Raw genomic sequence first — 20239 nt, 5'->3', positions numbered from 1 at the left:
CGGGGCCCGGACGACGAGCCGCGCTCGACCGACGTCGAGCCACTGCCCCGGACCGGCCGCCGGGCCGGACCGCGGGCCGGTCAGCCGGAGCGTGGCCGGGAGCGCGCCCGGCGCCGCAGCGCGCGACGCTCCAGCTCCGTCGTACCACCCCAGACACCGATGCTCTGGCCCGTGTCCAGCGCCCAGTCGAGGCACTGCTCCCGGACCGGGCACCCCCCGCACACCGCCTTGGCCTGCTGGGCCTGCACCTGCGCGGGCCCGGTGGTGCCGATGGGGAAGAACAGATCGGGGTCCTCGTGACGGCACGCGGCATGTTCGCGCCAGTTCTCCATGAAAGTCTCCTGGATCGGATCGAAGTCGTCGTGCCTGTCGCATGCATTGCGCACGCGCTCTCTGGTTCGGGTGACCGGTCGGGGCGACGTGAAACGGCACAACCGCGGGCGATCGGCCGACGATCACAGATCGCCCACCGCGGGGCGCCGGGTCGCCTCGCGGTCCGTGGGCGGTCAACAGGCCGGAAGGCGGCGGGCGCAGGGCGCAGATGCGCCCTACGCGGTACCGCGGAGAGGGAGTTCGGACCGGCGGCTCGACCGGGCACCCGTGGCGGCACCGGTGGCCGCCATGAGCGGCTCAGCGGCGCAGTGTCTCGGCCGCGGTCGTGATCACCGCGTCGGCCAGGGCCGCCAGCGCGGGGGAGTCGAGCCTCCACTGCTGCCAGTGGAGGACGACGTCCATGTGCTCACCGGGGGCGAGGAGCGCCAGCCGGCCCCGGTCCAGGAGCGGCCCGGCCTGCACCTCGGGGACCATGCCCCAGCCGAGCCCCGCGGCGACCGCGTCCAGGAACCCCTCCGAGGTGGGCACATGGTGCCGGAACGGGCCGGCGGATCCTCGGCCGAGGCGGCGCGCGAAGCCGTCCTGGAAGTCGTCCTTGCGGTCGAAGGCCACGACCGGCGCCCGGGACAGCGCCTCCGGCAGGGGCCGTCCCTGCAGGTGGGCCGCGACGAACTCGGGCGCGGCCACCGGCAGGTAGCGCATCCGGCCGAGCGGCCGGACCGTGCAGCCCGGCACCGGGTCGGGCGAGGAGGTCACCGCCGCCATCACCAGTCCCTCCCGCAGCAGCGCCGCCGTGTGGTCCTCGTCCTCCCGGCGCAGTTCGAAACAGAGGCCCGCGACCCGGGTGAGGGCCGGCAGGAACCAGGTCGCCAGCGAGTCGGCGTTCACCGCGACCGACACCCGCGTCGGCTCCCCGGTGCCGCTCAGCCCCAGCTCCCCCCAGGCGTCCCGCTCCAGCCGGGCGAGCTGCCGGGCGAAGCGCACCAGCACGGCGCCGGACTCGGTGGGCCGCACCGGTTTCGTGCGCTGGAGCAGCACCCGGCCGGTGCGCTGTTCGAGGGCCTTGACCCGCTGGCTGACCGCCGACGGCGTCACGTGCAGCGCGGCGGCGGCCGCGTCGAAGGTGCCCTCGTCCACGACGGCCAGGAGGGTGCGCACCTGTTCCAGGGGGAGGTCGCTCATCACAACCGCTAAGGGTACGTAAAAATCTTTAGCTGTACTTGTCACCGGGGGTTCCCTAGCGTCGGAGCACATGAACCACGCCCTGACCGCCGCGGCCGCCGGATTCGGCACCGGCCTCTCCCTGATCGTCGCCATCGGCGCCCAGAACGCCTTCGTCCTGCGGCAGGGGGTGCGCCGGGACGCGGTCCTCGCCGTGGTCGGCATCTGCGCGCTGTCCGACGCCGTGCTCATCGCGCTCGGCGTCGGCGGGGTCGGCGCGGTCGTGGTGGCCTGGCCGGGCGCGCTCCGGACGATCGGGATCGTCGGCGGTGCCTTCCTGCTCTGCTACGGCGCCCTCGCCGCCCGCCGGGTGCTCAGGCCGGCCACTGCCGGACTGAGCACCGAGGGGGAGGCGGCCGGTTCCCGGCGCCGGGCGGTGCTCACCTGCCTGGCGATGACCTGGCTGAACCCGCACGTCTATCTGGACACCGTGTTCCTGCTCGGCTCCCTGGCCGCGGACCGGGGCCCGCTGCGCTGGACCTTCGGGCTCGGTGCCGCGCTCGCCAGCCTGAGCTGGTTCACCGCGCTCGGCTTCGGCGCCCGGCTGCTCGGCCGGTACCTGTCCCGGCCGGGCGCGTGGCGGGTCCTGGACGGCCTGGTCGCGCTCACCATGCTGGTCCTGGGGGCGGCCCTGGTCGCCGGTTCCTGAGGAATCGGTCAGATCCCACGGATGTTGCTGCGATAGTTAGCCTTGCGAACTGAAAAGATGTAACAAGCAACCAGGACATTCGTGAACACCAGCGAGAGCAGCAGCACCGAGACCGGCACCGACGCGCCGACGGACGAGGCCCCGCCCCGGCACGGCTGGCGCCGCTGGGCGATGGACACCCGGCCCCTGAGCGTTCCCGCCTACCGGCGCCTGTGGTCGTCGACCATCGTCACAGCCGTGGGCAGCCAGCTCACCGCCGTCGCCGTACCCAAGCAGATCTACGACATCACCCACTCCTCGGCCTGGGTCGGCTACGCGAGCCTGGCCGGGCTGGTACCCATGGTCGCCTTCGCGCTGTGGGGCGGCGCGGTCGCCGACACCGTGGACCGCCGCAGGCTGCTGCTGGTCACCAACAGCGGTATCGCGGTGACCTCGCTGCTGTTCTGGGCGCAGGCCGTCACCGGTCTGGACTCGGTCGTCGTCCTGATGGTGCTGCTCGCGCTGCAGCAGGCGTTCTTCGGGCTGAACGCGCCCGCCCGCACCGCCTCCATCGCCCGCCTGGTACCGGCGGAGCAGCTGCCCGCGGCCAACGCGCTCGGCTCGACGGTGATGCAGACCGGCCTGGTCGCCGGCCCGCTGCTGGCCGGCGTGCTCATCCCGGTGATCGGGCTGCCCGAGCTGTATCTGGTCGACGCGCTGGCCCTGTGCGTGACCGTGTGGGCCGTCCACCGGCTGCCCGCGCTGCCGCCGCTCGGCGGGGCCCTCGCCCGCCGGGCCGGGCTGCGCGAGATAGCGGCCGGGTTCCGGTACATATCCCGGCACAAGGTGCTGCTGCTGTCCTTCCTCGCCGACATCGTCGCCATGGTGTTCGGCATGCCCCGCGCCCTCTTCCCGCAGCTGGCGGCGCAGACGTACGGCTCCGGCGGCGAGGGCTTCGCGCTCGGGGTGCTGTTCGCCGGCATCCCTGTGGGCGCGGTGCTCGGCGGTCTGTTCTCCGGTGTGTTCTCGCGGGCCCGCCGGCACGGCTGGATGGTCATCGGGTCGGTCGTCGCCTGGGGTCTGGCCATCGCCGGGTTCGGGCTGACCGGGAATCTCTGGATCGCCCTGGTGTTCCTCGCCGCGGCCGGCGTCGCCGACATGGTCTCGATGGTGTTCCGCGGCGCGATCCTGCTGTCGGCCGCGACCGACGAGATGCGCGGCCGGATGCAGGGGGTCTTCACGGTGGTCGTCGCGGGCGGGCCGCGCCTGGCCGACGTCCTGCACGGCACCGCCGGCGCGGCGTTCGGCCCCCGTGCCGCCGTCGCGGGCGGTGGCGCCCTGGTCGTCGTGGTGATGCTGGCCCTGGCCTGTGCCGTCCCGGCCCTGCGCCGCTACCGCGTCTGACGGCCTACAGGGGCCCTCGCGCCCTGCGCATCGTGTACTGGTCCATCAGTTTCCCGCGGGTCGTCTCCAGCCGGTGGGCGAGGATCTCGGCCACCGTGCGCACCACCGAGAGCCCGAGCAGCGGATCCTCCACGCACAGCGCGAGCACGGACGGCCCGTCGAACTGGTAGGCCCGTACGTTGCTGAAGGCCACCGCGCCGAAGTCCCACTTGTACGGCGGGAACAGCCAGGACCAGCCGAGCAGGTCGCCCGCCCCGAGCGTGGCCACGGTCACCTGCTGCCGGGAGGTGACCTGCTGGTCCAGATGGACCGCGCCCGAGCGGATCACCCAGAAACGGTCGGCCGTGCCGCCCGCCTCGAAGATGCGGGTGTCCTCCGGGAAGGAGACCTCCTCGGCCACCTCCATCAGGCGCTCGCGCTGCGCCTGGGGCAGGGCGGTGAGCAGTTTGATCGCTTTGGTCATGGCGCGGGGCTCCTCGCCGGCGGCGGTTGCGGGTGGGGTGCTCAAGCCCATTTCAGCCGCTGCCGCCTCCCCGGGCACCTCGAAGGCAGCGGCTTTCCGCCGGCGTGTCGCCTCCAGGGCAGCAAAAAGCCCTGGCTGGACGGGGGAAACCAGCCAGGGCCGTATGCGGTGACGCGGGGGAGGGGGGAAGGACGGTTCCGCGCCGCTCCCGCGCATCACGTATGGATGAAGAATAAACCATCTACTCCATCCGCCGGTAACCCGAAGCGGGTCAGGTGACCTGTTTCACTTCGCCCGCCCGCGCCGCGGCCTCGCCCGGACGGACGATCTCCTCCAGCACCCGCAGTACCACCTCGTACGCCCTCGCCCGGTCCGCCGCCTCCCGCGCGCCCTCCGGATCCGTCGCCGTCAGGCTCTGGGCCCGCTCCCGCCAGGCCCGCTCCTCCTCGGCCGCATGCTCCAGGCCCCGCCGGATCCGCCGCAACAGTTCGTCCGCGTCCACCACATCGGTCATGCCGGGCGGATACCCGCCGCAGCCCAGGTGATGGCACACGGCGCCGACGGTGTTTGACAACGGCTTCGAGGGTCAGCCGGAAGGGGGAGAGCAACGCAACCCGGGCCCGTAGAGGGAGGACAGGATGCTCGACAAGCACCGGACCGACTCCTCCGCCACCACCCTGCCGGCCGCGCGCCGCCGGGTGCCGGGCCGACCGGCCGAGGCGCGCAGAACGGTGGAACGCGTGATGACCGAACGGTGCCGCGCCCGTGCCCTGCCCTGCCCGCCCGAGGCCGTGGAGGACGCCCTGCTGGTCACCTCGGAACTCACCACCAACGCCCTGCTGCACGGCGGCGGGATCACCGGCTTCGACGTCGATGTCGACTCCGGCGGTGTGCGGGTCTCGGTCAGCGACCGCAGTGACGCACTCCCGGTGACCCCCAAAGCCATGGACGACAGCGGTCGCACCCTGCCCGGCGGGCGCGGCTGGCCCATCGTGTGCCGGCTGGCCCGGGACGTCCGGGTCGCGGAGCTGCCCTGCGGCGGCAAGCGCATCACCGCCGTCGTACCCCTGAACTGAAGCGGTTTCCCGAAGTTCCGCGCAGCGGCGTTTGTCCGCATGGCCGGGGGGCAGACGGAACCTCGTGCTTCGGACCGGAGGCGCGCGCCCAGCGGGGACACGACCGCTGCCCGGGCCCGCTCTCTGGCGAGCCCGGCGGTTTCCCCGCGGCGACCCCCTGACACCACCGTTCGGGCCTGGACCGGTAACCGCAGTTCCGGCCGTGCCCTGAAACCACGTTCAGGAGCGATTCCGCATGCTGACCGACATGTCGACAAGCCGTCCCGGCGCGTCCGCCCCCGCTGGCGTTCCCGCCGGTGCCACCCCGGCGCCCAGCCGGCGGAACCATGATGACGCCCCCGACACCGCGGAGAGCTTCGCCCGGCTGGCGGAACTGGAGGACGGCCCCGAGCGGGACGCCGTACGCGATGAACTCGTCACCGCCTGGCTGCCCATGGCCCACCGGATCGCCGGCCGGTTCCGCGACCGCGGCGAGTCCGTCGAGGATCTGCGGCAGGTGGCCGCGCTCGGACTGGTCAAGGCCATCGACCGATTCGACCCCTCCCGCGGCGCCTTCGAGAGCTATGCCGTGCCGACGATCACCGGAGAGGTCAAGCGGCACTTCCGCGACCGGATGTGGGCCCTGCGCGTGCCGCGCCGGGTGCAGGAGCTGCGCAACCGGGTCCGCGTGGCCCGGCGGGAACTCACCCAGAACCCCGGCAGCCCCGAACCCACCGTGGCCGACGTCGCCGCCCACACCGGGCTCTCCGAGGACGAGGTGAACGCCGGCATGGAGGCGCTGGAGAGCTTCAGCACCCTCTCGCTGGACGCCGAGCTGTCCGCCGGCGACGACGGTTACAGCCTCGCCGACACCCTCGGTGAGGCGGAGACCTCCTACGACGTCGTGGTCGACCGCGAGGCCGCCAAGGAGGGGCTGCGCCGGCTGCCCGAGCGCGAGCGGGCGATTCTCTACATGCGCTTCTTCGAGGACATGACGCAGAGCCGCATCGCCGACCGGCTCGGCATCTCCCAGATGCACGTCTCCCGGCTGATCAGCCGCAGTTGCGCCCGCGTCCGCGACGAGGTGCTCGGCAGCCGCCGGCCCGGCACCGGGCAGCCGTGAGCGGCGGACGCCCGGGCGCTCACGTCCGTGGCTGTGCGGGGCCGCCCGCGGCGCCCAGCGGACGGGCCAGCCCGGAGACAGCCTCGTCCAGCCGCTGCAGATGACGCAGCACCCGGTCCGTCACCCGGCCGTACCGCGGGGTGCGCAGGGTTCCCGGCTCCAGCATCGACGCGATGCTGGGGCCGGTTTCGATCTGCACGGTGGAGCGCGGGTCCGCCACGTGCGCGGCGATCGCCTCGATGTTGTGCACGATCCGGCGGCCCGCCCCGCGCAGCCGCGGATCCGCCGCGATCGCCGGATGCGTCGGCAGCAGCTCGGCCGTCGCCGCGAGTGAACGCGCGTGGTAGGCGCAGGTCTCCAGCAGCGCCACCACATACCGGACCGTTTCCCGGCGTGCGCGCAGCGGAGTGATCGGATGGGTCAGCGGCTGGGTGGCCGCCCGCAGGTCGGCCAGCGCCTGGTCCAGCTCGCGCGCCCGCTCCACCAGGTCGCCGCCGGCGCCGCCGCTGAGCTGGTCGACGGCGCCCCGTGTGACGTCGGCGAGCCGCTCCAGAGCCGCCACCAGCAGCTCGTCGGTACGGCGGTGGGTGTGGATCGGCAGCACCACCGCCGCCGCGATCACCCCGCAGGCCGCGCCGAGCGCCGTCTCCTCGATCCGCAGCACCAGCACCGACATGCTGTACGTGTTCAGCAGGGTGTACAGCAGGCCCAGCATCGCCGTCACGAAGAACGACATCAGGGTGTACGACAGGGGCGCGGTGTAGAACATCGCGAAGACGAACAGCAGCACCAGTGCGAACGCCGTCCAGGTGTGGTGCCCGACCAGCCCGGCGAGCCCGATGCCGGCCACCACCCCCAGGACCGTGCCCACCAGCCGCCGGTAGCCCTTCACCAGGATCTCGCCGGTGGAGGCGGTGTTGATGAAGACGATCCAGCAGGTCAGCACCGCCCAGTACCAGCGCTGGCTGGACAGCAGCTCGCCGCCGACGATGGCCAGTGAGGAACCGGCGGCCACCTGCAGCGCGGCCCGGGTGGTGGGCCGCTTCAGACCGGCAGGCTCCGCCTTCTCCGGTTCGCTCTCCTCGCTGATCCCGATCGCGGCGTCCTCCGCGTCCAGCTCCTCGCGCGAGCGGGCGGTGGCGGGGGAGTCGTCGGACTCGTCCTGCGGGCCGTCCAGCGCGAGCCGCAGGCCGAGCGCGGCCCGCGCGACCTCACCGAGACCCCGGAAGACGTCCTGGACGGCCGGGGCGGCCTCGGGCAGGTTCTCCTCCTCGCGATAGCCCAGCAGCCGGTTGCGCACCTGGGCGAGTCCGATCCCCGACACCTCGCCGGCCGGCCGCAGCATCAGCAGCCGCAGCGCGTTCAGGTCCCGGCGGAGCGCGGCCGTCGCCTCGTCCCGCACCGGCAGCTCACCCCCGGAGGGCAGCGGGGCGCCCGGCAGGTGCATGGTCAGCGTGTCGGTGCGCTCGGCGCTGCGCGCGGTGAGCAGCAGCAGCCCGAGCCGCTCCGCGGCGATCTCGGCCTCCGCGATCCGGCGCTGGAGCAGCCGGGCCACGGCCGGGTCCGAGGTGCCGTCCTCCAGCCGGCCCTGGATCATCAGCGCCGTCTCGTGCAGCCGCGCGGTGCCGGTGCGCAGATCCTCCAGCACCTTCTCGGCCTCGTCGGGCCCGGCGTCCAGCAATTCGGCCTGAGTGGCGAGCAACTGCGCGAGCCGGGCGCGGAAGGCCCGCAGCAGTCGGTCCAGGGTGCCGGCCGGGGTCTGCGGCAGCAGCACGAAGCGGGCGACGGCGCTGCACGCGAACGCCACGCTGATGACGCCGTACAGCGCGGGCAGCCCGGAGACCGTCGCGCGCACGAACAGGGAGAGGAAGTAGACCTGGAAGCCGATCATCCCCAGCGCCGTGCCGCGGTCGCCGAACCGGCGGCTGTAGACGGCGCAGAAGATGAGGACGACGAAGAACAGGTCTCCGGCCACGACCTGTTGGCTGAGCAGGGAGCCCAGCGAGACCGAGGCCAGCGCCACCGGCAGGCCGAGTGCGAGCGTGACGGCCTGCGCGCCCCGCTGCTTCTCCCGGATCGCGAAGGTGGCGACCATCGCCGCCATGGCCCCGGCGACCAGTCGGGGCACCGGGAGGCGCAGCACGGCGAGCACGGCGAGGGTCAGGGCGATCGCGGTGACCGTGCGCAGCCCCGCGGTGAGCCGGAGCAGTCCCGGGTCCGACGCCGCGAGCCGGTCCCACATCCGTACCCGTCCCGACCGTCCCGCTGCCTTCACGCCGCCGTGCTCTCTCCCGTGCCGGAAATGGATCTCCGACCCAGCATCGCACGCGGGCCCGGGCTAACGGCCTTCGGCCAGCGTGGCGGCCACCAGGGCGTTGGCGTGCCCGTGACCGAGACCGTGCTCCGACTTCAGCCAGCCGACCAGCTCCATGTGCTTCGTCAGCGGCGAGGAGCGGATCAGCTCCTGCCACTCGGCGACCGGGCGGCCGTACTTCTTCTCGATCGAGGGGAAGTAGCTCGCGGGGCCCTTCGCGGTCTTCTCGGTCATGTGGTGTGTCCCTTCGTGCGACGTATGCCGGTCACATGAGAAGACCGCCGGTCCGGTGCGGAATGATCGGCGGCCTCTCGGTGATTCACGTCACATCAGGGCTGGTCGAGCGCCTCGCCGGCCACGCGCGCCCGGACCTGTTCCGGCGTCAGGTACGTGTCGGTGAACTCGAAGTCCTTCAGTGTCGCCGGCTTGCGGGCCTGGAAGCCGGTGCGCACGAAGTCGTCGCCCGCGACCGCGTTCAGCAGCCAGTTGGTCATCACCCGGGTCTTGGCGACGTTCGTGCGCAGCGCCGACCAGTGGTAGCCGCGCGCCACCGCCTGCGCGGGCAACCCGCGCAGCTCGACACCGAGCGGCTTGGACACCGCGTCCTTGCCGCCCAGGTCCACCACCAGCCCCAGGTCCTTGTGCTTGTACGGCTGCAGCGGCTGACCCCGCAGTGCCGCCATGACGTTGTCGGCGACCTTCCTGCCCTGCCGCATGGCGTGCTGCGCGGTGGGCGGGCACACCGCTCCCTCCTGACCCTTCGCCAGGTCCGGCACCGCCGCCGAGTCGCCGAGCGCGAACACCCCGTCGTGCCCCGGCAGGCACATCTCGGCGGTGACCGCCAGCCGTCCCTTGACCGTCTCCGCGCCGAGCGTGCCGATCAGCGGGCTGGCGACCACACCGGCCGTCCAGATCAGGGTGTGCGTCGGCACCACCCGGCCGTCGGTGAAGGTGACCTCCTCCGGGCCGGCCTTGTCGATCGACACGCCCAGCGAGACGTCGACGCCACGCCGCTTCAGGATCTCCTGCGCGCTGCGGCCGAGCTTCTCGCCCAGCTCCGGCATGAGCCTCGGCGCGATGTCGATCAGATGCCACTTGATCAGACCCGGGTCCAGACGCGGATAGCGCTGCACGGCGGCGTGCGTCAGCCGCTGGAGGCAGGCCGCGGTCTCGGTGCCCGCGTAGCCGCCCCCGACCACCACGAACTGCAGCCGCGCCGCCCGCTCCGCCGGGTCGTCGCTGGCGTCCGCCAGGTCGAGCTGCGAGATGACGTGGTCGCGGATGTAGGCGGCCTCGGCGAGCGTCTTCATCCCGAAGGCGTTGTCGGTCAGGCCGGGGATGTCGAAGGTGCGGGTCACGCTGCCCGGTGCCAGCACGATGTAGTCGTAGTGCTCGTTGACGATCTTGTCGGTGATGGTGCGCACCACGCACACCTTGGCCTTCAGGTCCACACCGATCGCGCCGCCCGGCAGGATCCGGGTGCGGTACTTCCGGCTCCGGCGCAGGCTGATGGCGATCGACTGCGGCGTGAGCACACCGGAGGCGACCTGGGGCAGCAGTGGAAGGTACAGCTGGTAGGCGAACGGCGTCACCAAGGTGACGTCGGCCTCGTCGGGGGCGAGTTTGCGCTCCAGGCGTTGGACGCACTCGACTCCGGCGAAGCCGGCGCCAACCACCAGGATCCTGGGTCGTGTCACGGTGTTCATCCCTTTCTGCGGCTCCAGGCGGTCCGACTCGACGCCGTTCGCCTGCCCCGGATCGCCGCGCACCAACTCCGACTCCGATCCCACCGTGCCTCCAGCCGTTCCGCCAGCTGGGCGCGGCAGGCAGACGAACGCGTGGGGACAGGCATGCCCCCACCGGAGAGTGGAGTAACCGGATGACGCACACCTACACGTCGAACCGAACCCCCCTCACCAGGGCAGGAACGCGTGGATGTCCTTGCCGCCGTCGTGCACGACGACGCTGACCTGGGTGCACAGCGTGTGCACCAGGTGCCAGCCGATGCCGCCGCCGCCCGTACGCGGGTGGAAGGGCCGCGGTTCCGGCGCCGCCCGGTTCGTGTCCCGCATCGTCACGTGCACCCCGTCGAAGGTGCGGCGCAGCCGCAGATCGAAGGGGCCGGGCGCGTACTGGATCGCGTTCGCGGCCAGCTCCGTGACGACCAGCAGGATGTCGTCCCAGTACTCGTGCGCCCGCGGCGGCGCGTGGCGGGCGAGGGAGCGGAGGAACTCCTCCGCCGCCAGCCGCGCGCCCGTCACATTGCGCAGCTCACCCGGGAAGGAGAACGTGCGCTCGTAGCTCTCCTCCGAAGGCGGTGTGTCGTCCCAGCGCGGCTCCGTCACCATCTCGCATTCCCCGGTCCCGGCCCACAGGGTCCGGCTCGGCCCCTTCGACCAGGACGGTCGTCGTTGCTGATCTCTCGCTCCGCTGCGGGTTCCCACAGCCGTGCGGACTATCCGTCCCCCCTCGGCCCGGCGGCATCCCGGGTGTGTCTCCTCAACGGAAGACGTCGTCCGCCTCGTCCCACTCGGCCGGCTCCTGAACCACCGGCCGCGACCGCGAACGCGCCTGGTACATCGCCTCGATCTCGGCCGCGTAGTGCCGCACGACGGCGTCCCGCCGCAACTTCAGGGACGGCGTGAGCAGCCCGTCGTCCGCCGCGAACGGATCCTGCAGGACGCGGTAGACCCTGATGGACTCCGCGCGGGACACCGCGCTGTTGGCGCAGGCCACGGCCCGCGCGATCTCCTCCCGCAGCGCGTTCTCCTCCCGGGCCTCGCGGCCCGGATGATCGCCCGGCAGTGCCAGGGCGGCCCGCCAGTGCGTGAGGAAGTCGGGGTCCAGGGTGATCAGGGCGCCGACACAGGGCCGGTCGTCGCCGATCACCACCGCCTGGTGGACCAGCGGATGCATGCGCAGCCGCTGCTCCAGCAGGGCCGGCGCCACGCTCGTGCCGCCGCTGGTGACGATGATGTCCTTCTTGCGCCCGGTGATCGTCAGATAGCCCTCGGAGTCCAGCCGGCCGATGTCCCCGGTGGCCAGCCAGCCGCCGCGCAGCGCGGCCCGGGTCGCCGTCTCGTCGCTGATGTAGCCCTGGAACACCGACGGCCCGCGCACCAGGATCTCCCCGTCGTCGGCCACCTGGACCTGGGTGCCCGGCAGCGGCAGCCCCACGGTTCCGGACTTCTCCCGGCCGAGCGGCTGCATGGTGATCCCGCCGGCGGCCTCGGTGAGCCCGTAGCCGTCGTGGAGGAAGACGCCCATGCCCTCGTAGAACATGGCCAGTTCGCGGCCGAGCGCCGAGCCGCCCGAGGTGCCCCGCACCACCCGGCCGCCGAGCGAGGCCCGGAGCCTGCGGTACACCGTCCGCTCGTACAGGGCGTGCTGCAGCCTCAGCTCGAGTCCCGGCCCGGGCCCGGTGCCCAGCCTCCGGCGTTCCTCGGCCGCCGCGAAGTCCCGTGCGGTCTGCGCGGCCCGCTCGAACAGCGCACCCCGGCCCGCCTGTTGCGCGGTGCGCAGGAACGTCTTGTACAGCCGCTCGAACACCGACGGCACGCCGTACAGGTACGTCGGCCGGAAGGTGCTCAGGGCCGACGCCAGCGCCGCCTCCGTCACCTCCGGCTCGTGCGCCATCAGTACCCCGCCGCGGACACACGTGAGCATGATCATCATGCCGTAGACGTGCGAGAACGGCAGGAAGGCCAGCACGGACGGCTGTTCGCCCGGGGGAGCCGCGGTGTGCGCCCAGCCCGCCAGCAGGGTGTCGCACGGGTAGGCCAGGCCCCGGTGGCTGAGGGCACAGCCCATCGGCCGGCCCGAGGTACCGGAGGTGTAGACCACGGCCGCCGTGGAGTCCGGCAGCACGATCCGGCGCAGCGACTCCACCGTGGTGTACGGGACCACCGCCCCCCGCTCGACCAGGTCGGGCAGAGCACCGGAGTCCAGCTGCCAGACGTGCCGCAGCCGCGGCAGCCGGGCGCACACCGTGCCGACGGTCATCACACCCTGCTCGTCCTCCGCGACCACGGCCACGCAGCCCGCGTCCCGCAGGATCCATTCGACCTGCTCGCGCGAGGACGCCGGGTGGACCGGCACGACCTCGGCGCCCACGGCCCACAGCGCGTGGGCCAGCACCGTCCACTCGTAGCGGGTACGGGCCATCAGGGCCACCCGGTGCCCGGGGGAGATCCCCGAGGCGATCAGGCCCTTGGCCAGCCCGACCACCTCGTCCCGCAGCTCGACCGCCGTCGTCGTCTCCCATCCGGCGGGACCGGGGCCCGCGCGGCGCGCCAGCACCGGCAGCGTGGGATCCCGGTCCGCCGTCGCGAAGACACTGTCGGCGAGGCCGCCGGTCAGCGGCGGGGTGGATGCCGGAGCGAGGGCGACGTCGCGCATGCGCTGCTCCCGGTGTACGGAGGGTCACTCCGCCGATCGGCTCGGTGTCGGCGGTGCTCGAATGTAGCTCAGGGAGGAGCGTTCGGTGACGGGATCGGGGAAGTCGTGATCGGCTGATGATGTGGGCGCGTCCTGGGGACTCGGGGGGCATGAGCCATGTGAACCCCGATCCGGAACCCGAGCGCACGACCGGACTGGAGCCAGGTGGGGGAGTTCCGCCCGGTGAGACACCGCCCGCCGAGAGCAGCATGCCCGAGGCAGGGCCCCGGGAGCCGCAAGCCCAGAACAGAGGCTGGGCCAAGGCACCGCTGACCGTGATCCTGCTCCTGGTCGCGCTGGTCGCGGCCTTCTTCCTGGTCTACGCCCTGATCCTGATCCTCTGAACGCCGCCGGGCGGCCCGCTCAGCCCTGCGTACGCCGCGCGCACTCGGTGACGACGTCGCGCAGGCTGCCGGTGCGCTCCAGCAGCAGGCGCTGCTCCCGTGCGCCGTTGCCCCGGCGCAGCAGCTCCTCGACGGCCCCTGCCGCGCGGTCCGCGTCGCCGCTCGCCGCGAGCGCGTCCCCGGCGTGCTCCAGCAGGGACGCCAGCACCTGCCGGGCGGGCCGGGGCCGCAGGGTGACCGGATCGAGGAGGTCCTCCTCCAGCCCGAACCGGGCGGCCTGCCAGTCGGCCAGCCTGAGCACGCTCACACCGGGATCGGCCACCGGCCGGCCCGCCCGCCAGTCGCGCGCGGCCGTCTCCACCAGAGCGCGGCAGAGCGTGGCGATCAGCACCGCGGTGTCCGCGCACAGACAGACGTCCGCCACCCGGAACTCCACCGTCGGATAGCGGGCCGACAGCCGGGCGTCGAAATAGACCATCCCCTCGTCGAGGATGACCCCGGTGGCCACCATGTCGGCCACCCGCCGGTGGTACCCCTCGGCGGACCCGAACAGCTCGGTCGGCCCGGCCGACGGCCAGCGGTTCCACACCCGGCTGCGATAGCTGGCGTAGCCCGTGTCGCGGCCCTGCCAGAACGGGGAGTTCGCGCTGATCGCCCGCAGCACCGACAGCCACGGGCGGACCCGGTCGAGGACCGCGATGCCCTCCTCGTCGGACTCCACCGACACATGGACATGGCAGCCGCACACGAGCTGCTCCCAGGTGGGCACCCCGTACCGCTCGGCCAGCCACTGGTACCGCTCGTTCACGCTGAGCGCGGGACTGACCGGCAGGGGAGAGGTGGCCAGCGCGGCGACGGTGCAACCGATCTCCCCGGCGTGCCGGGCCGCCTCCTTGCGGCAGCGGACGATCTCGTCACCGAGGTCCGCCATGTCCGACTGCGGATGCGTGGCGAACTCCAGCATCTGGCCGAACAGCTCCTTCTCGAAGACGTCCTGACCGGGATCGTCCTGAGCCGCGTGGGCCAGGACGGCCGACGCGAGCGCCTTCGGGTCGCCGCTGTCCGGATCCACCAGGAGGAGTTCCTCCTCCACTCCGACGGTGCGCACCTGGTGCCGCCCTTCTGTCCGTGCCGCTGAGGGCAGTCGACGGTCTGTACGACCTCGACTGCCCCCCGGACGGCCGCCGACACCTGCGGCTCTCAGCGCTCCGGCGTCAGCCAGACCGTGGCGAGCGGCGGCAGTGTCAGACCGAGGAACCCGTCCTCGGGCTTGACCGGCCCCGCGGTGCCGACCCCGCTGCCGCCGTAGCGGACGTCGTCGGTGTTCAGTGCCTCGTGCCAGACGGGGACGTCGTCCGGTACCCACAGGCGGTAGTCCGCCCGGACGACGGGGGAGAAGTTCGAGACCGCCAGCAGCGGGCTGCCGTCCGCGGCGAACCGCAGGAACGCCAGGACGTTGTCGTCCGCCGCGTCGCACAGCACCCACCGGAAGCCGCCCGGGTCGGTGTCCCGCTGCCACAGCGCCGGCGTCGCCCGGTACACCGCGTTCAGGTCCCGGACCAGACCCTGGACGCCCCGGTGGTCACCGGCGGAGTGGTAGTCGTCGCCGAGCAGCCACCACTCCGGGCCGTGCGCCTCGGACCACTCCGCCCCCTGCGCGAACTCCTGCCCCATGAACAACAGCTGCTTGCCCGGGTGGGCCCACATGAAGCCCAGGTAGGCACGGTGATTGGCGCGCCGCTGCCACCAGTCGCCGGGCATCTTCGACACCAGCGCCTGCTTGCCGTGGACCACCTCGTCGTGCGAGATGGGCAGGACGTAGTTCTCGCTGTAGGCGTACACCATCGAGAAGGTCATCTCGTCGTGGTGGTACTTGCGGTGCACCGGCTCCTTCTGGATGTACTCCAGCGAGTCGTGCATCCAGCCCATGTTCCACTTCAGGCCGAACCCGAGGCCGCCGCCGTCCGTCGGCCGGGTCACCCCGTCCCAGGCCGTGGACTCCTCGGCGATGGTCACCACCCCCGGGCAGCGCCGGTACACGGTGGCGTTCATCTCCTGCAGGAAGGCGACCGCGTCGAGGTCCTCCCGCCCGCCGAACACGTTCGGCTCCCACTGGCCGGAGTCCCGCGAGTAGTCCAGGTAGAGCATCGAGGCGACGGCGTCCACGCGCAGCCCGTCGATGTGGAACTCCTCGCACCAGTACACCGCGTTGGCGACGAGGAAGTTGCGCACCTCGGTGCGGCCGTAGTCGAACACGTACGTGCCCCAGTCCGGATGCTCCGCCCGCGTCGCGTTGCCGGGCTCGTACAGCGGGTCCCCGTCGAACCGGGCCAGCGCCCAGTCGTCCTTCGGGAAGTGCGCCGGCACCCAGTCCATGATCACACCGAGTCCGGCCCGGTGACAGGCGTCCACGAAGTACCGCAGGTCGTCGGGGGAGCCGAGCCGCGGTGTGGGCGCGTAGTAGGACGTGACCTGGTAACCCCAGGAGCCGCTGAAGGGGTGCCCGGCCACGGGCATCAGCTCCACATGCGTGAAGCCCATCTCCTTGGCGTAGACGGGGAGTTCCTCGGCGAGCTGACGGTACGACAGACCGGGCCGCCAGGAGGGGAGATGCACCTCGTACACCGAGAACGGCGCCTGGTGCACGGGGACGTCGCCGCGATGCGCCATCCACTCGCCGTCGCCCCACTCGTAACGCGAGGCCGTCACGACCGACGCAGTGTCCGGCGGCACCTCCGCGCACCGGGCCATCGGGTCGGCCTTCAGGAACCGGTGGCCGTGCCGGGACGTGATCTCGAACTTGTACCGGGTGCCCTCGCCGATCCCGGGCAGGAACAGCTCCCAGACCCCGGACGCGCCGAGCGACCGCATCGGGTACTGGGTGCCGTCCCAGTAGGTGAAGTCCCCCGCCACCCGCACCCCCTGGGCGTTCGGCGCCCACACGGTGAAGCGGGTGCCGGCCACGCCCTGGTGGACCATCGGCTCGGCGCCGAGCGCCCGCCACAGCTGCTCGTGGCGGCCCTCCCGGATCAGATGCAGGTCCAGCTCGCCGAGGGCGGGCAGGAAGCGGTACGGGTCGTGCACCTCCTGCTCGGCGTCGCCGTACGCCACCAGCAGGGTGTACGCCGGGATCTCCGTACAGGGCAGGACGGTGGCGAACAGACCGTCGCCCTCCGACCACATCTCGGTGCGCTTCCCGTCGGTCAGGACGCTCATCGACCGGGCGTTCGGGCGCAGTGCCCGGAACTGAACGCCGCCGGGCACCGGGTGGGCGCCCAGCAGGGCGTGCGGATCGTGGTGCGCGCCGGCCAGCAGCCGGCCCCGGTCGGCCGTGTCCAGGGCTACGGCCGCGGGCGGCACCGGCCCCGCGGCCTCGGGTCGCGTGGTGTCACGCAGTGCCATGAGTCAGCCTCCCCATACGGCGAGCCGCTTGATCGCCGCCATCGGAACCGGCAGCCAGTCCGGCCGGTGTCTTGCCTCGTACAGCACCTCGTAGACCGCCCTGTCCGTCTCGTGCGCGCGCAGCAGCGCGTGCTTCTTGCGTGGATCCCAGCCCGCGCGGGCCGCGTAGCCCGCGCAGAACGCCTCCCGGCAGCGGCGCGCCCACTCGGGTCGCCACGGGCGGCGCTGCCGGGCCGCGTAGTCGAAGGAGCGCAGCATCCCGGCGACGTCGCGCACCGGGGACTGCGGGGCCCGCCGTTCGGCGAGCGGACGCGAGGGTTCGCCCTCGAAGTCGATGACGAACCAGTCGCGGCCGGCCCGCAGCACCTGTCCGAGGTGCAGGTCGCCGTGGATGCGCTGGGCGGGCGGTCCGGTGTCGCACGTGGCCAGCGCCCCGAACGCGGCCTTCAGGCCGGGCACGAAGGGCAGCAGGCCGGGTACGGCGTGCGCGGCGGCGTCCAGCCGCGCGCACATCGCCTCGGCCGTACGGCCGTTCTCCCCGGGCCCGGCCGGCGGGAAGGCCTCGGCCAGCGCCAGGTGCACCTCGGCCATGGCCCGGCCCAGCGCGCGGGCCTCGGCGGTGAAGTCGTCGCCGGCGGCGAGTGCGCTGAGCGCCAGCGACCAGCCGTCGGTGGCGTCCGGCAGGAACGGCTGGAGCACCCCGAGGGTGGCCCGGCGCGGGGCGGTCGTGGTGAACCACGCCACCGGCGCGGGCACCCGGGCGCAGCCCTGGGCGGCCAGCGCCGCCGGCACCTCCAGGTCCGGGTTGACGCCCGGCTGGATCCGCCGGAACACCTTCAGGATGTACGCGTCGCCGTACACGATCGAGGAGTTGGACTGCTCGGCGTCCAGCAGCCGCGGCGGCAGGCCGCCGGGCAGACGGGCACCCGGGGCCGCCTCGAAGCGCAGCGGCCCCGCCGCGCCGGGCTGCCGCAGCCGCTCCAGCAGCAGATCGGCCGAGCGCGGATCCTGCAGCGCGTCGTACACCGCGAGCCCGGCGAGCGGGCCCTCCTGGGCGCGCCCGATGAACGCCCGTTCCAGGCGCGGGGCGAGGTGCCGGCGCAGCCCCAGCAGCAGCTGGTAGCAGTCCCCGGGCGGCGCAGTGCCGCCGGGGGTGGGCACCGGTACGTGCGAGGCGTGTACCAGCAGGTGCAGACACCCCGGGAACAGCTCGGTCACGGACAGCACCGACAGATCGGTGACCGGCCGGTCCTTGCCCGCGAACCAGCGTTGCCTCGGCAGCCATTCGCGCAGCAGACCGCCCAGTGAGGCCAGTGGCCCGTCGATGCCGGTCGCGGTACGCGGCCGGGGGGTGATGGTCTTCGGCATGGTGACGCGTCCTTTCCTCGGCGCCGGACGGGTCAGCGGCGGCGGCCGATGCGGGATGCGACTCGGGTGAGCCGGAACCAGTAGAAGCCGTGGCCTTGCAGGGTCAGCAGGTAGGGCAGTTCACCGATGGCGGGGAAGCGCACTCCGCCGATCAGCTCGACGGGGTGCCGTCCGTCGTAGGCCCGCAGATCGAGTTCGGTGGGCTGGGCGAAGCGCGAGAAGTTGTTCACGCACAGCACCAGGTCGTCGCCGTACTCGCGCAGGAACGCCAGGACCGCCGGGTTGGAGGACTGCAGTTCCGTGAACGAGCCGAGTCCGAAGGCGGGGTTCTGCTTGCGGATCTCGATCATGCGCCGGGTCCAGTGCAGCAGACTGGACGGGGAGGACATGGAGGCTTCCACGTTGGTGACCTGGTAGCCGTAGACCGGGTCCATGATGGTGGGCAGGTACAGCCGTCCCGGGTCGCAGGTCGAGAAGCCCGCGTTGCGGTCGGGTGTCCACTGCATGGGGGTGCGTACGGCGTCGCGGTCGCCGAGCCAGATGTTGTCGCCCATGCCGATCTCGTCGCCGTAGTAGAGGATCGGTGAGCCGGGCAGGGACAGCAGCAGGGCGGTGAACAGCTCGATCTGGTTGCGGTCGTTGTCGAGCAGGGGTGCGAGGCGGCGGCGGATGCCGATGTTGGCGCGCATCCGCGGGTCCTTGGCGTACTCGGCCCACATGTAGTCGCGTTCCTCGTCGGTGACCATTTCGAGGGTCAGCTCGTCGTGGTTGCGCAGGAAGATGCCCCACTGGCAGCCGGACGGGATCGCGGGGGTCTTGGCGAGGATCTCGGATACCGGGTAGCGGGACTCCCGCCGTACGGCCATGAAGATGCGCGGCATGACGGGGAAGTGGAAGGCCATGTGGCACTCGTCGCCGCCGGCGGAGTAGTCGCCGAAGTAGTCGACGACGTCCTCGGGCCACTGGTTCGCCTCCGCCAGCAGCACGGTGTCCGGGTACATCGCGTCGATGTCCCGGCGGACCCGTCGGAGGAAGTCGTGGGTGGCGGGCAGGTTCTCGCAGTTGGTGCCCTCTTCCGCGTACAGGTAGGGCACCGCGTCCAGGCGGTAGCCGTCGATGCCCAGGTCCAGCCAGAAGCGCAGGGCGGCCAGGATCTCCTCCTGGACGGCCGGGTTCTCGTAGTTCAGGTCCGGCTGGTGCGAGAAGAAGCGGTGGAAGTAGTACTGGCCGCGGACCGGATCGAAGGTCCAGTTGGACGCCTCGGTGTCGACGAAGATGATGCGGGCGTCCTCGTACTGCTTGTCGTCGTCGGCCCACATGTAGTAATCGCCGTAGGGGCCGTCGGGGTTCTTGCGGGACTCCTGGAACCACGGGTGCTGGTCGCTGGTGTGGTTCATGACGAAGTCGATGATCACGCGCATGCCGCGCTGGTGGGCGGCGTCCACGAACTCCACGAAGTCGGCGAGGTCACCGAACTCCGGAAGCACGGCGGTGTAGTCGGAGACGTCGTAACCGCCGTCCCGCAACGGTGACTTGAAGAACGGCGGCAGCCAGAGACAGTCGACCCCCAGCCACTGCAGGTAGTCGAGCTTGGCGGTCAGGCCCTTCAGGTCGCCGACGCCGTCGCCGTTGCTGTCCTGGAAGGAGCGGACCAGGACCTCGTAGAAGACGGCGCGCTTGAACCACTCGGGGTCCCGGTCACCCGCGGGAGTGTCCTCGAAGGTGTCCGGTACGGGGTCGTTGACGGTCATGACGCTGCGGGCCCTCCGATCTGGGGCGTCGATCGCCCGACGTGGAGCACGTGCGCCGGCGTCCGGCCGGGTGTGAGACGCACGTAGTTGGTCCTGCCCCAGTGGTACGTCTCGCCCGTCAGTTCGTCGTGCACCGACAGGGCGGCGTCCCAGTCCAGGCCGAGTTGCGGCATGTCCAACGAGACCGTGGCCTCCTGGGCGTGATGCGGGTCGAGGTTGACGACCACGACGACCGTGTCCGTGCCGGTGCTCTTGCTGTAGGCGAGCACGGCATCGTTGTCGGTCCGATGGAAGCGGAGATTGCGCAGGCGCTGTAGCGCGGGGTGCTCTCGCCGGATGGTGTTGAGCCTGGTGATGAGCGGGGCGATGGTGCGGCCCTCGCGTTCGGCGGCTTCC

At 72.2% G+C, this 20239-nt stretch carries 19 protein-coding genes; 5 read left to right on the top strand and 14 right to left on the bottom strand.

The features are described 5' to 3' along the window. Nucleotides 1–80: 80 nt before the first annotated feature. Together AB0B40_RS31945 and AB0B40_RS31940 are read right to left on the bottom strand one after the other, a co-directional pair. Nucleotides 81–332, bottom strand: a complete 252-nt coding sequence (locus AB0B40_RS31945) for a WhiB family transcriptional regulator (protein WP_345048589.1) — start codon at nt 330–332, stop codon at nt 81–83. 298 nt (nt 333–630) lie between these two features. Continuing rightward, nucleotides 631–1518: a LysR family transcriptional regulator ArgP gene (locus AB0B40_RS31940; RefSeq protein WP_345048587.1), complete on the bottom strand. Its 888-nt coding sequence runs from the start codon at nt 1516–1518 to the stop codon at nt 631–633. Nucleotides 1519–1585: 67 nt separating this feature from the next. Between AB0B40_RS31940 and AB0B40_RS31935 the strand changes: the two genes are divergently transcribed. Together AB0B40_RS31935 and AB0B40_RS31930 are read left to right on the top strand one after the other, a co-directional pair. After that, complete coding sequence (locus AB0B40_RS31935) at nt 1586–2203, top strand: LysE family transporter (protein ID WP_345048585.1); 618 nt, start codon at nt 1586–1588, stop codon at nt 2201–2203. A gap of 81 nt (nt 2204–2284) precedes the next feature. After that, a complete protein-coding gene (locus AB0B40_RS31930) occupies nt 2285–3586 on the top strand; it encodes an MFS transporter (RefSeq protein ID WP_345048584.1) in 1302 nt (433 codons plus the stop codon). A 4-nt stretch (nt 3587–3590) separates the two neighbouring features. Here the strand turns inward: AB0B40_RS31930 and AB0B40_RS31925 are convergent, their stop codons facing one another. Then, complete coding sequence (locus AB0B40_RS31925; RefSeq protein WP_345048582.1) at nt 3591–4049, bottom strand: cyclic nucleotide-binding domain-containing protein; 459 nt, start codon at nt 4047–4049, stop codon at nt 3591–3593. A gap of 271 nt (nt 4050–4320) precedes the next feature. Continuing rightward, entirely contained in the window at nt 4321–4563 is a 243-nt protein-coding gene (locus tag AB0B40_RS31920) for a hypothetical protein (RefSeq protein ID WP_345048581.1), read from the bottom strand. A 124-nt stretch (nt 4564–4687) separates the two neighbouring features. Here AB0B40_RS31920 and AB0B40_RS31915 point away from each other — a divergent pair, with 124 nt between their 5' ends. Next, on the top strand, nt 4688–5125 hold the full coding sequence (locus tag AB0B40_RS31915; protein WP_345048579.1) for an ATP-binding protein: 438 nt from the start codon (nt 4688–4690) through the stop codon (nt 5123–5125). 235 nt (nt 5126–5360) lie between these two features. After that, nucleotides 5361–6227, top strand: a complete 867-nt coding sequence (locus tag AB0B40_RS31910) for an RNA polymerase sigma factor SigF (protein ID WP_345048578.1) — start codon at nt 5361–5363, stop codon at nt 6225–6227. A 19-nt stretch (nt 6228–6246) separates the two neighbouring features. On the opposite strand, the gene AB0B40_RS31905 is transcribed toward AB0B40_RS31910, so the two are convergent. The 5 genes from AB0B40_RS31905 to AB0B40_RS31885 form a co-directional block, all read right to left on the bottom strand. Further along, entirely contained in the window at nt 6247–8469 is a 2223-nt protein-coding gene (locus tag AB0B40_RS31905; protein ID WP_362267014.1) for an FUSC family protein, read from the bottom strand. A gap of 96 nt (nt 8470–8565) precedes the next feature. Beyond that, nucleotides 8566–8775, bottom strand: a complete 210-nt coding sequence (locus tag AB0B40_RS31900) for a DUF4287 domain-containing protein (RefSeq protein ID WP_345048576.1) — start codon at nt 8773–8775, stop codon at nt 8566–8568. Nucleotides 8776–8870: 95 nt separating this feature from the next. After that, on the bottom strand, nt 8871–10247 hold the full coding sequence (locus AB0B40_RS31895) for an NAD(P)/FAD-dependent oxidoreductase (protein WP_345048813.1): 1377 nt from the start codon (nt 10245–10247) through the stop codon (nt 8871–8873). 207 nt (nt 10248–10454) lie between these two features. Beyond that, nucleotides 10455–10889: an ATP-binding protein gene (locus AB0B40_RS31890; RefSeq protein ID WP_345048575.1), complete on the bottom strand. Its 435-nt coding sequence runs from the start codon at nt 10887–10889 to the stop codon at nt 10455–10457. A gap of 151 nt (nt 10890–11040) precedes the next feature. Further along, entirely contained in the window at nt 11041–12939 is a 1899-nt protein-coding gene (locus tag AB0B40_RS31885) for an AMP-dependent synthetase/ligase (RefSeq protein ID WP_345048574.1), read from the bottom strand. A 149-nt stretch (nt 12940–13088) separates the two neighbouring features. Here AB0B40_RS31885 and AB0B40_RS31880 point away from each other — a divergent pair, with 149 nt between their 5' ends. Further along, nucleotides 13089–13322, top strand: coding sequence for a DUF6480 family protein (locus AB0B40_RS31880; RefSeq protein ID WP_345048572.1), 234 nt, complete (start codon nt 13089–13091; stop codon nt 13320–13322). A 19-nt stretch (nt 13323–13341) separates the two neighbouring features. On the opposite strand, the gene AB0B40_RS31875 is transcribed toward AB0B40_RS31880, so the two are convergent. The 5 genes from AB0B40_RS31875 to AB0B40_RS31855 all read right to left on the bottom strand — a co-directional run. Then, nucleotides 13342–14430 (bottom strand): glutamate--cysteine ligase, encoded by a 1089-nt coding sequence (locus AB0B40_RS31875; RefSeq protein WP_362266986.1) that lies wholly within the window; start codon nt 14428–14430, stop codon nt 13342–13344. A 92-nt stretch (nt 14431–14522) separates the two neighbouring features. Next, nucleotides 14523–16724: a 1,4-alpha-glucan branching enzyme gene (gene glgB / locus AB0B40_RS31870; RefSeq protein WP_362266985.1), complete on the bottom strand. Its 2202-nt coding sequence runs from the start codon at nt 16722–16724 to the stop codon at nt 14523–14525. A 3-nt stretch (nt 16725–16727) separates the two neighbouring features. Then, entirely contained in the window at nt 16728–18092 is a 1365-nt protein-coding gene (locus AB0B40_RS31865) for a maltokinase (RefSeq protein ID WP_345048567.1), read from the bottom strand. 32 nt (nt 18093–18124) lie between these two features. Then, nucleotides 18125–19843, bottom strand: a complete 1719-nt coding sequence (treS, locus tag AB0B40_RS31860) for a maltose alpha-D-glucosyltransferase (RefSeq protein WP_362266983.1) — start codon at nt 19841–19843, stop codon at nt 18125–18127. Next, nucleotides 19840–20239, bottom strand: a 400-nt coding sequence (locus AB0B40_RS31855; protein ID WP_362266982.1) for a DUF3459 domain-containing protein, incomplete at its 5' end; no start/stop codon positions are given. The genes AB0B40_RS31855 and treS, both read right to left, overlap by 4 nt.

Source organism: Streptomyces sp. NPDC042638 (assembly GCF_040647235.1).
Lineage (GTDB): Bacteria > Actinomycetota > Actinomycetes > Streptomycetales > Streptomycetaceae > Streptomyces > Streptomyces rameus.
Note: the sequence above shows the minus strand (reverse complement) of the source record. Positions and strands in the feature narration are given on the sequence as shown.

Excerpts from the sequence above, each read along its gene's own strand:
- AB0B40_RS31925 (WP_345048582.1), bottom strand. The coding sequence starts at position 4,049 with ATGACCAAAGCGATCAAACTGCTCACCGCCCTGCCCCAGGCGCAGCGC.
- AB0B40_RS31905 (WP_362267014.1), bottom strand. The coding sequence starts at position 8,469 with ATGTGGGACCGGCTCGCGGCGTCGGACCCGGGACTGCTCCGGCTCACC.
- AB0B40_RS31900 (WP_345048576.1), bottom strand. The coding sequence starts at position 8,775 with ATGACCGAGAAGACCGCGAAGGGCCCCGCGAGCTACTTCCCCTCGATC.
- AB0B40_RS31890 (WP_345048575.1), bottom strand. The coding sequence starts at position 10,889 with ATGGTGACGGAGCCGCGCTGGGACGACACACCGCCTTCGGAGGAGAGC.
- AB0B40_RS31915 (WP_345048579.1), top strand. The coding sequence starts at position 4,688 with ATGCTCGACAAGCACCGGACCGACTCCTCCGCCACCACCCTGCCGGCC.
- AB0B40_RS31910 (WP_345048578.1), top strand. The coding sequence starts at position 5,361 with ATGCTGACCGACATGTCGACAAGCCGTCCCGGCGCGTCCGCCCCCGCT.
- AB0B40_RS31895 (WP_345048813.1), bottom strand. The coding sequence starts at position 10,247 with ATGAACACCGTGACACGACCCAGGATCCTGGTGGTTGGCGCCGGCTTC.
- AB0B40_RS31945 (WP_345048589.1), bottom strand. The coding sequence starts at position 332 with ATGGAGAACTGGCGCGAACATGCCGCGTGCCGTCACGAGGACCCCGAT.
- AB0B40_RS31885 (WP_345048574.1), bottom strand. The coding sequence starts at position 12,939 with ATGCGCGACGTCGCCCTCGCTCCGGCATCCACCCCGCCGCTGACCGGC.
- AB0B40_RS31865 (WP_345048567.1), bottom strand. The coding sequence starts at position 18,092 with ATGCCGAAGACCATCACCCCCCGGCCGCGTACCGCGACCGGCATCGAC.
- glgB (WP_362266985.1), bottom strand. The coding sequence starts at position 16,724 with ATGGCACTGCGTGACACCACGCGACCCGAGGCCGCGGGGCCGGTGCCG.
- AB0B40_RS31935 (WP_345048585.1), top strand. The coding sequence starts at position 1,586 with ATGAACCACGCCCTGACCGCCGCGGCCGCCGGATTCGGCACCGGCCTC.
- AB0B40_RS31880 (WP_345048572.1), top strand. The coding sequence starts at position 13,089 with ATGAGCCATGTGAACCCCGATCCGGAACCCGAGCGCACGACCGGACTG.
- AB0B40_RS31920 (WP_345048581.1), bottom strand. The coding sequence starts at position 4,563 with ATGACCGATGTGGTGGACGCGGACGAACTGTTGCGGCGGATCCGGCGG.
- treS (WP_362266983.1), bottom strand. The coding sequence starts at position 19,843 with ATGACCGTCAACGACCCCGTACCGGACACCTTCGAGGACACTCCCGCG.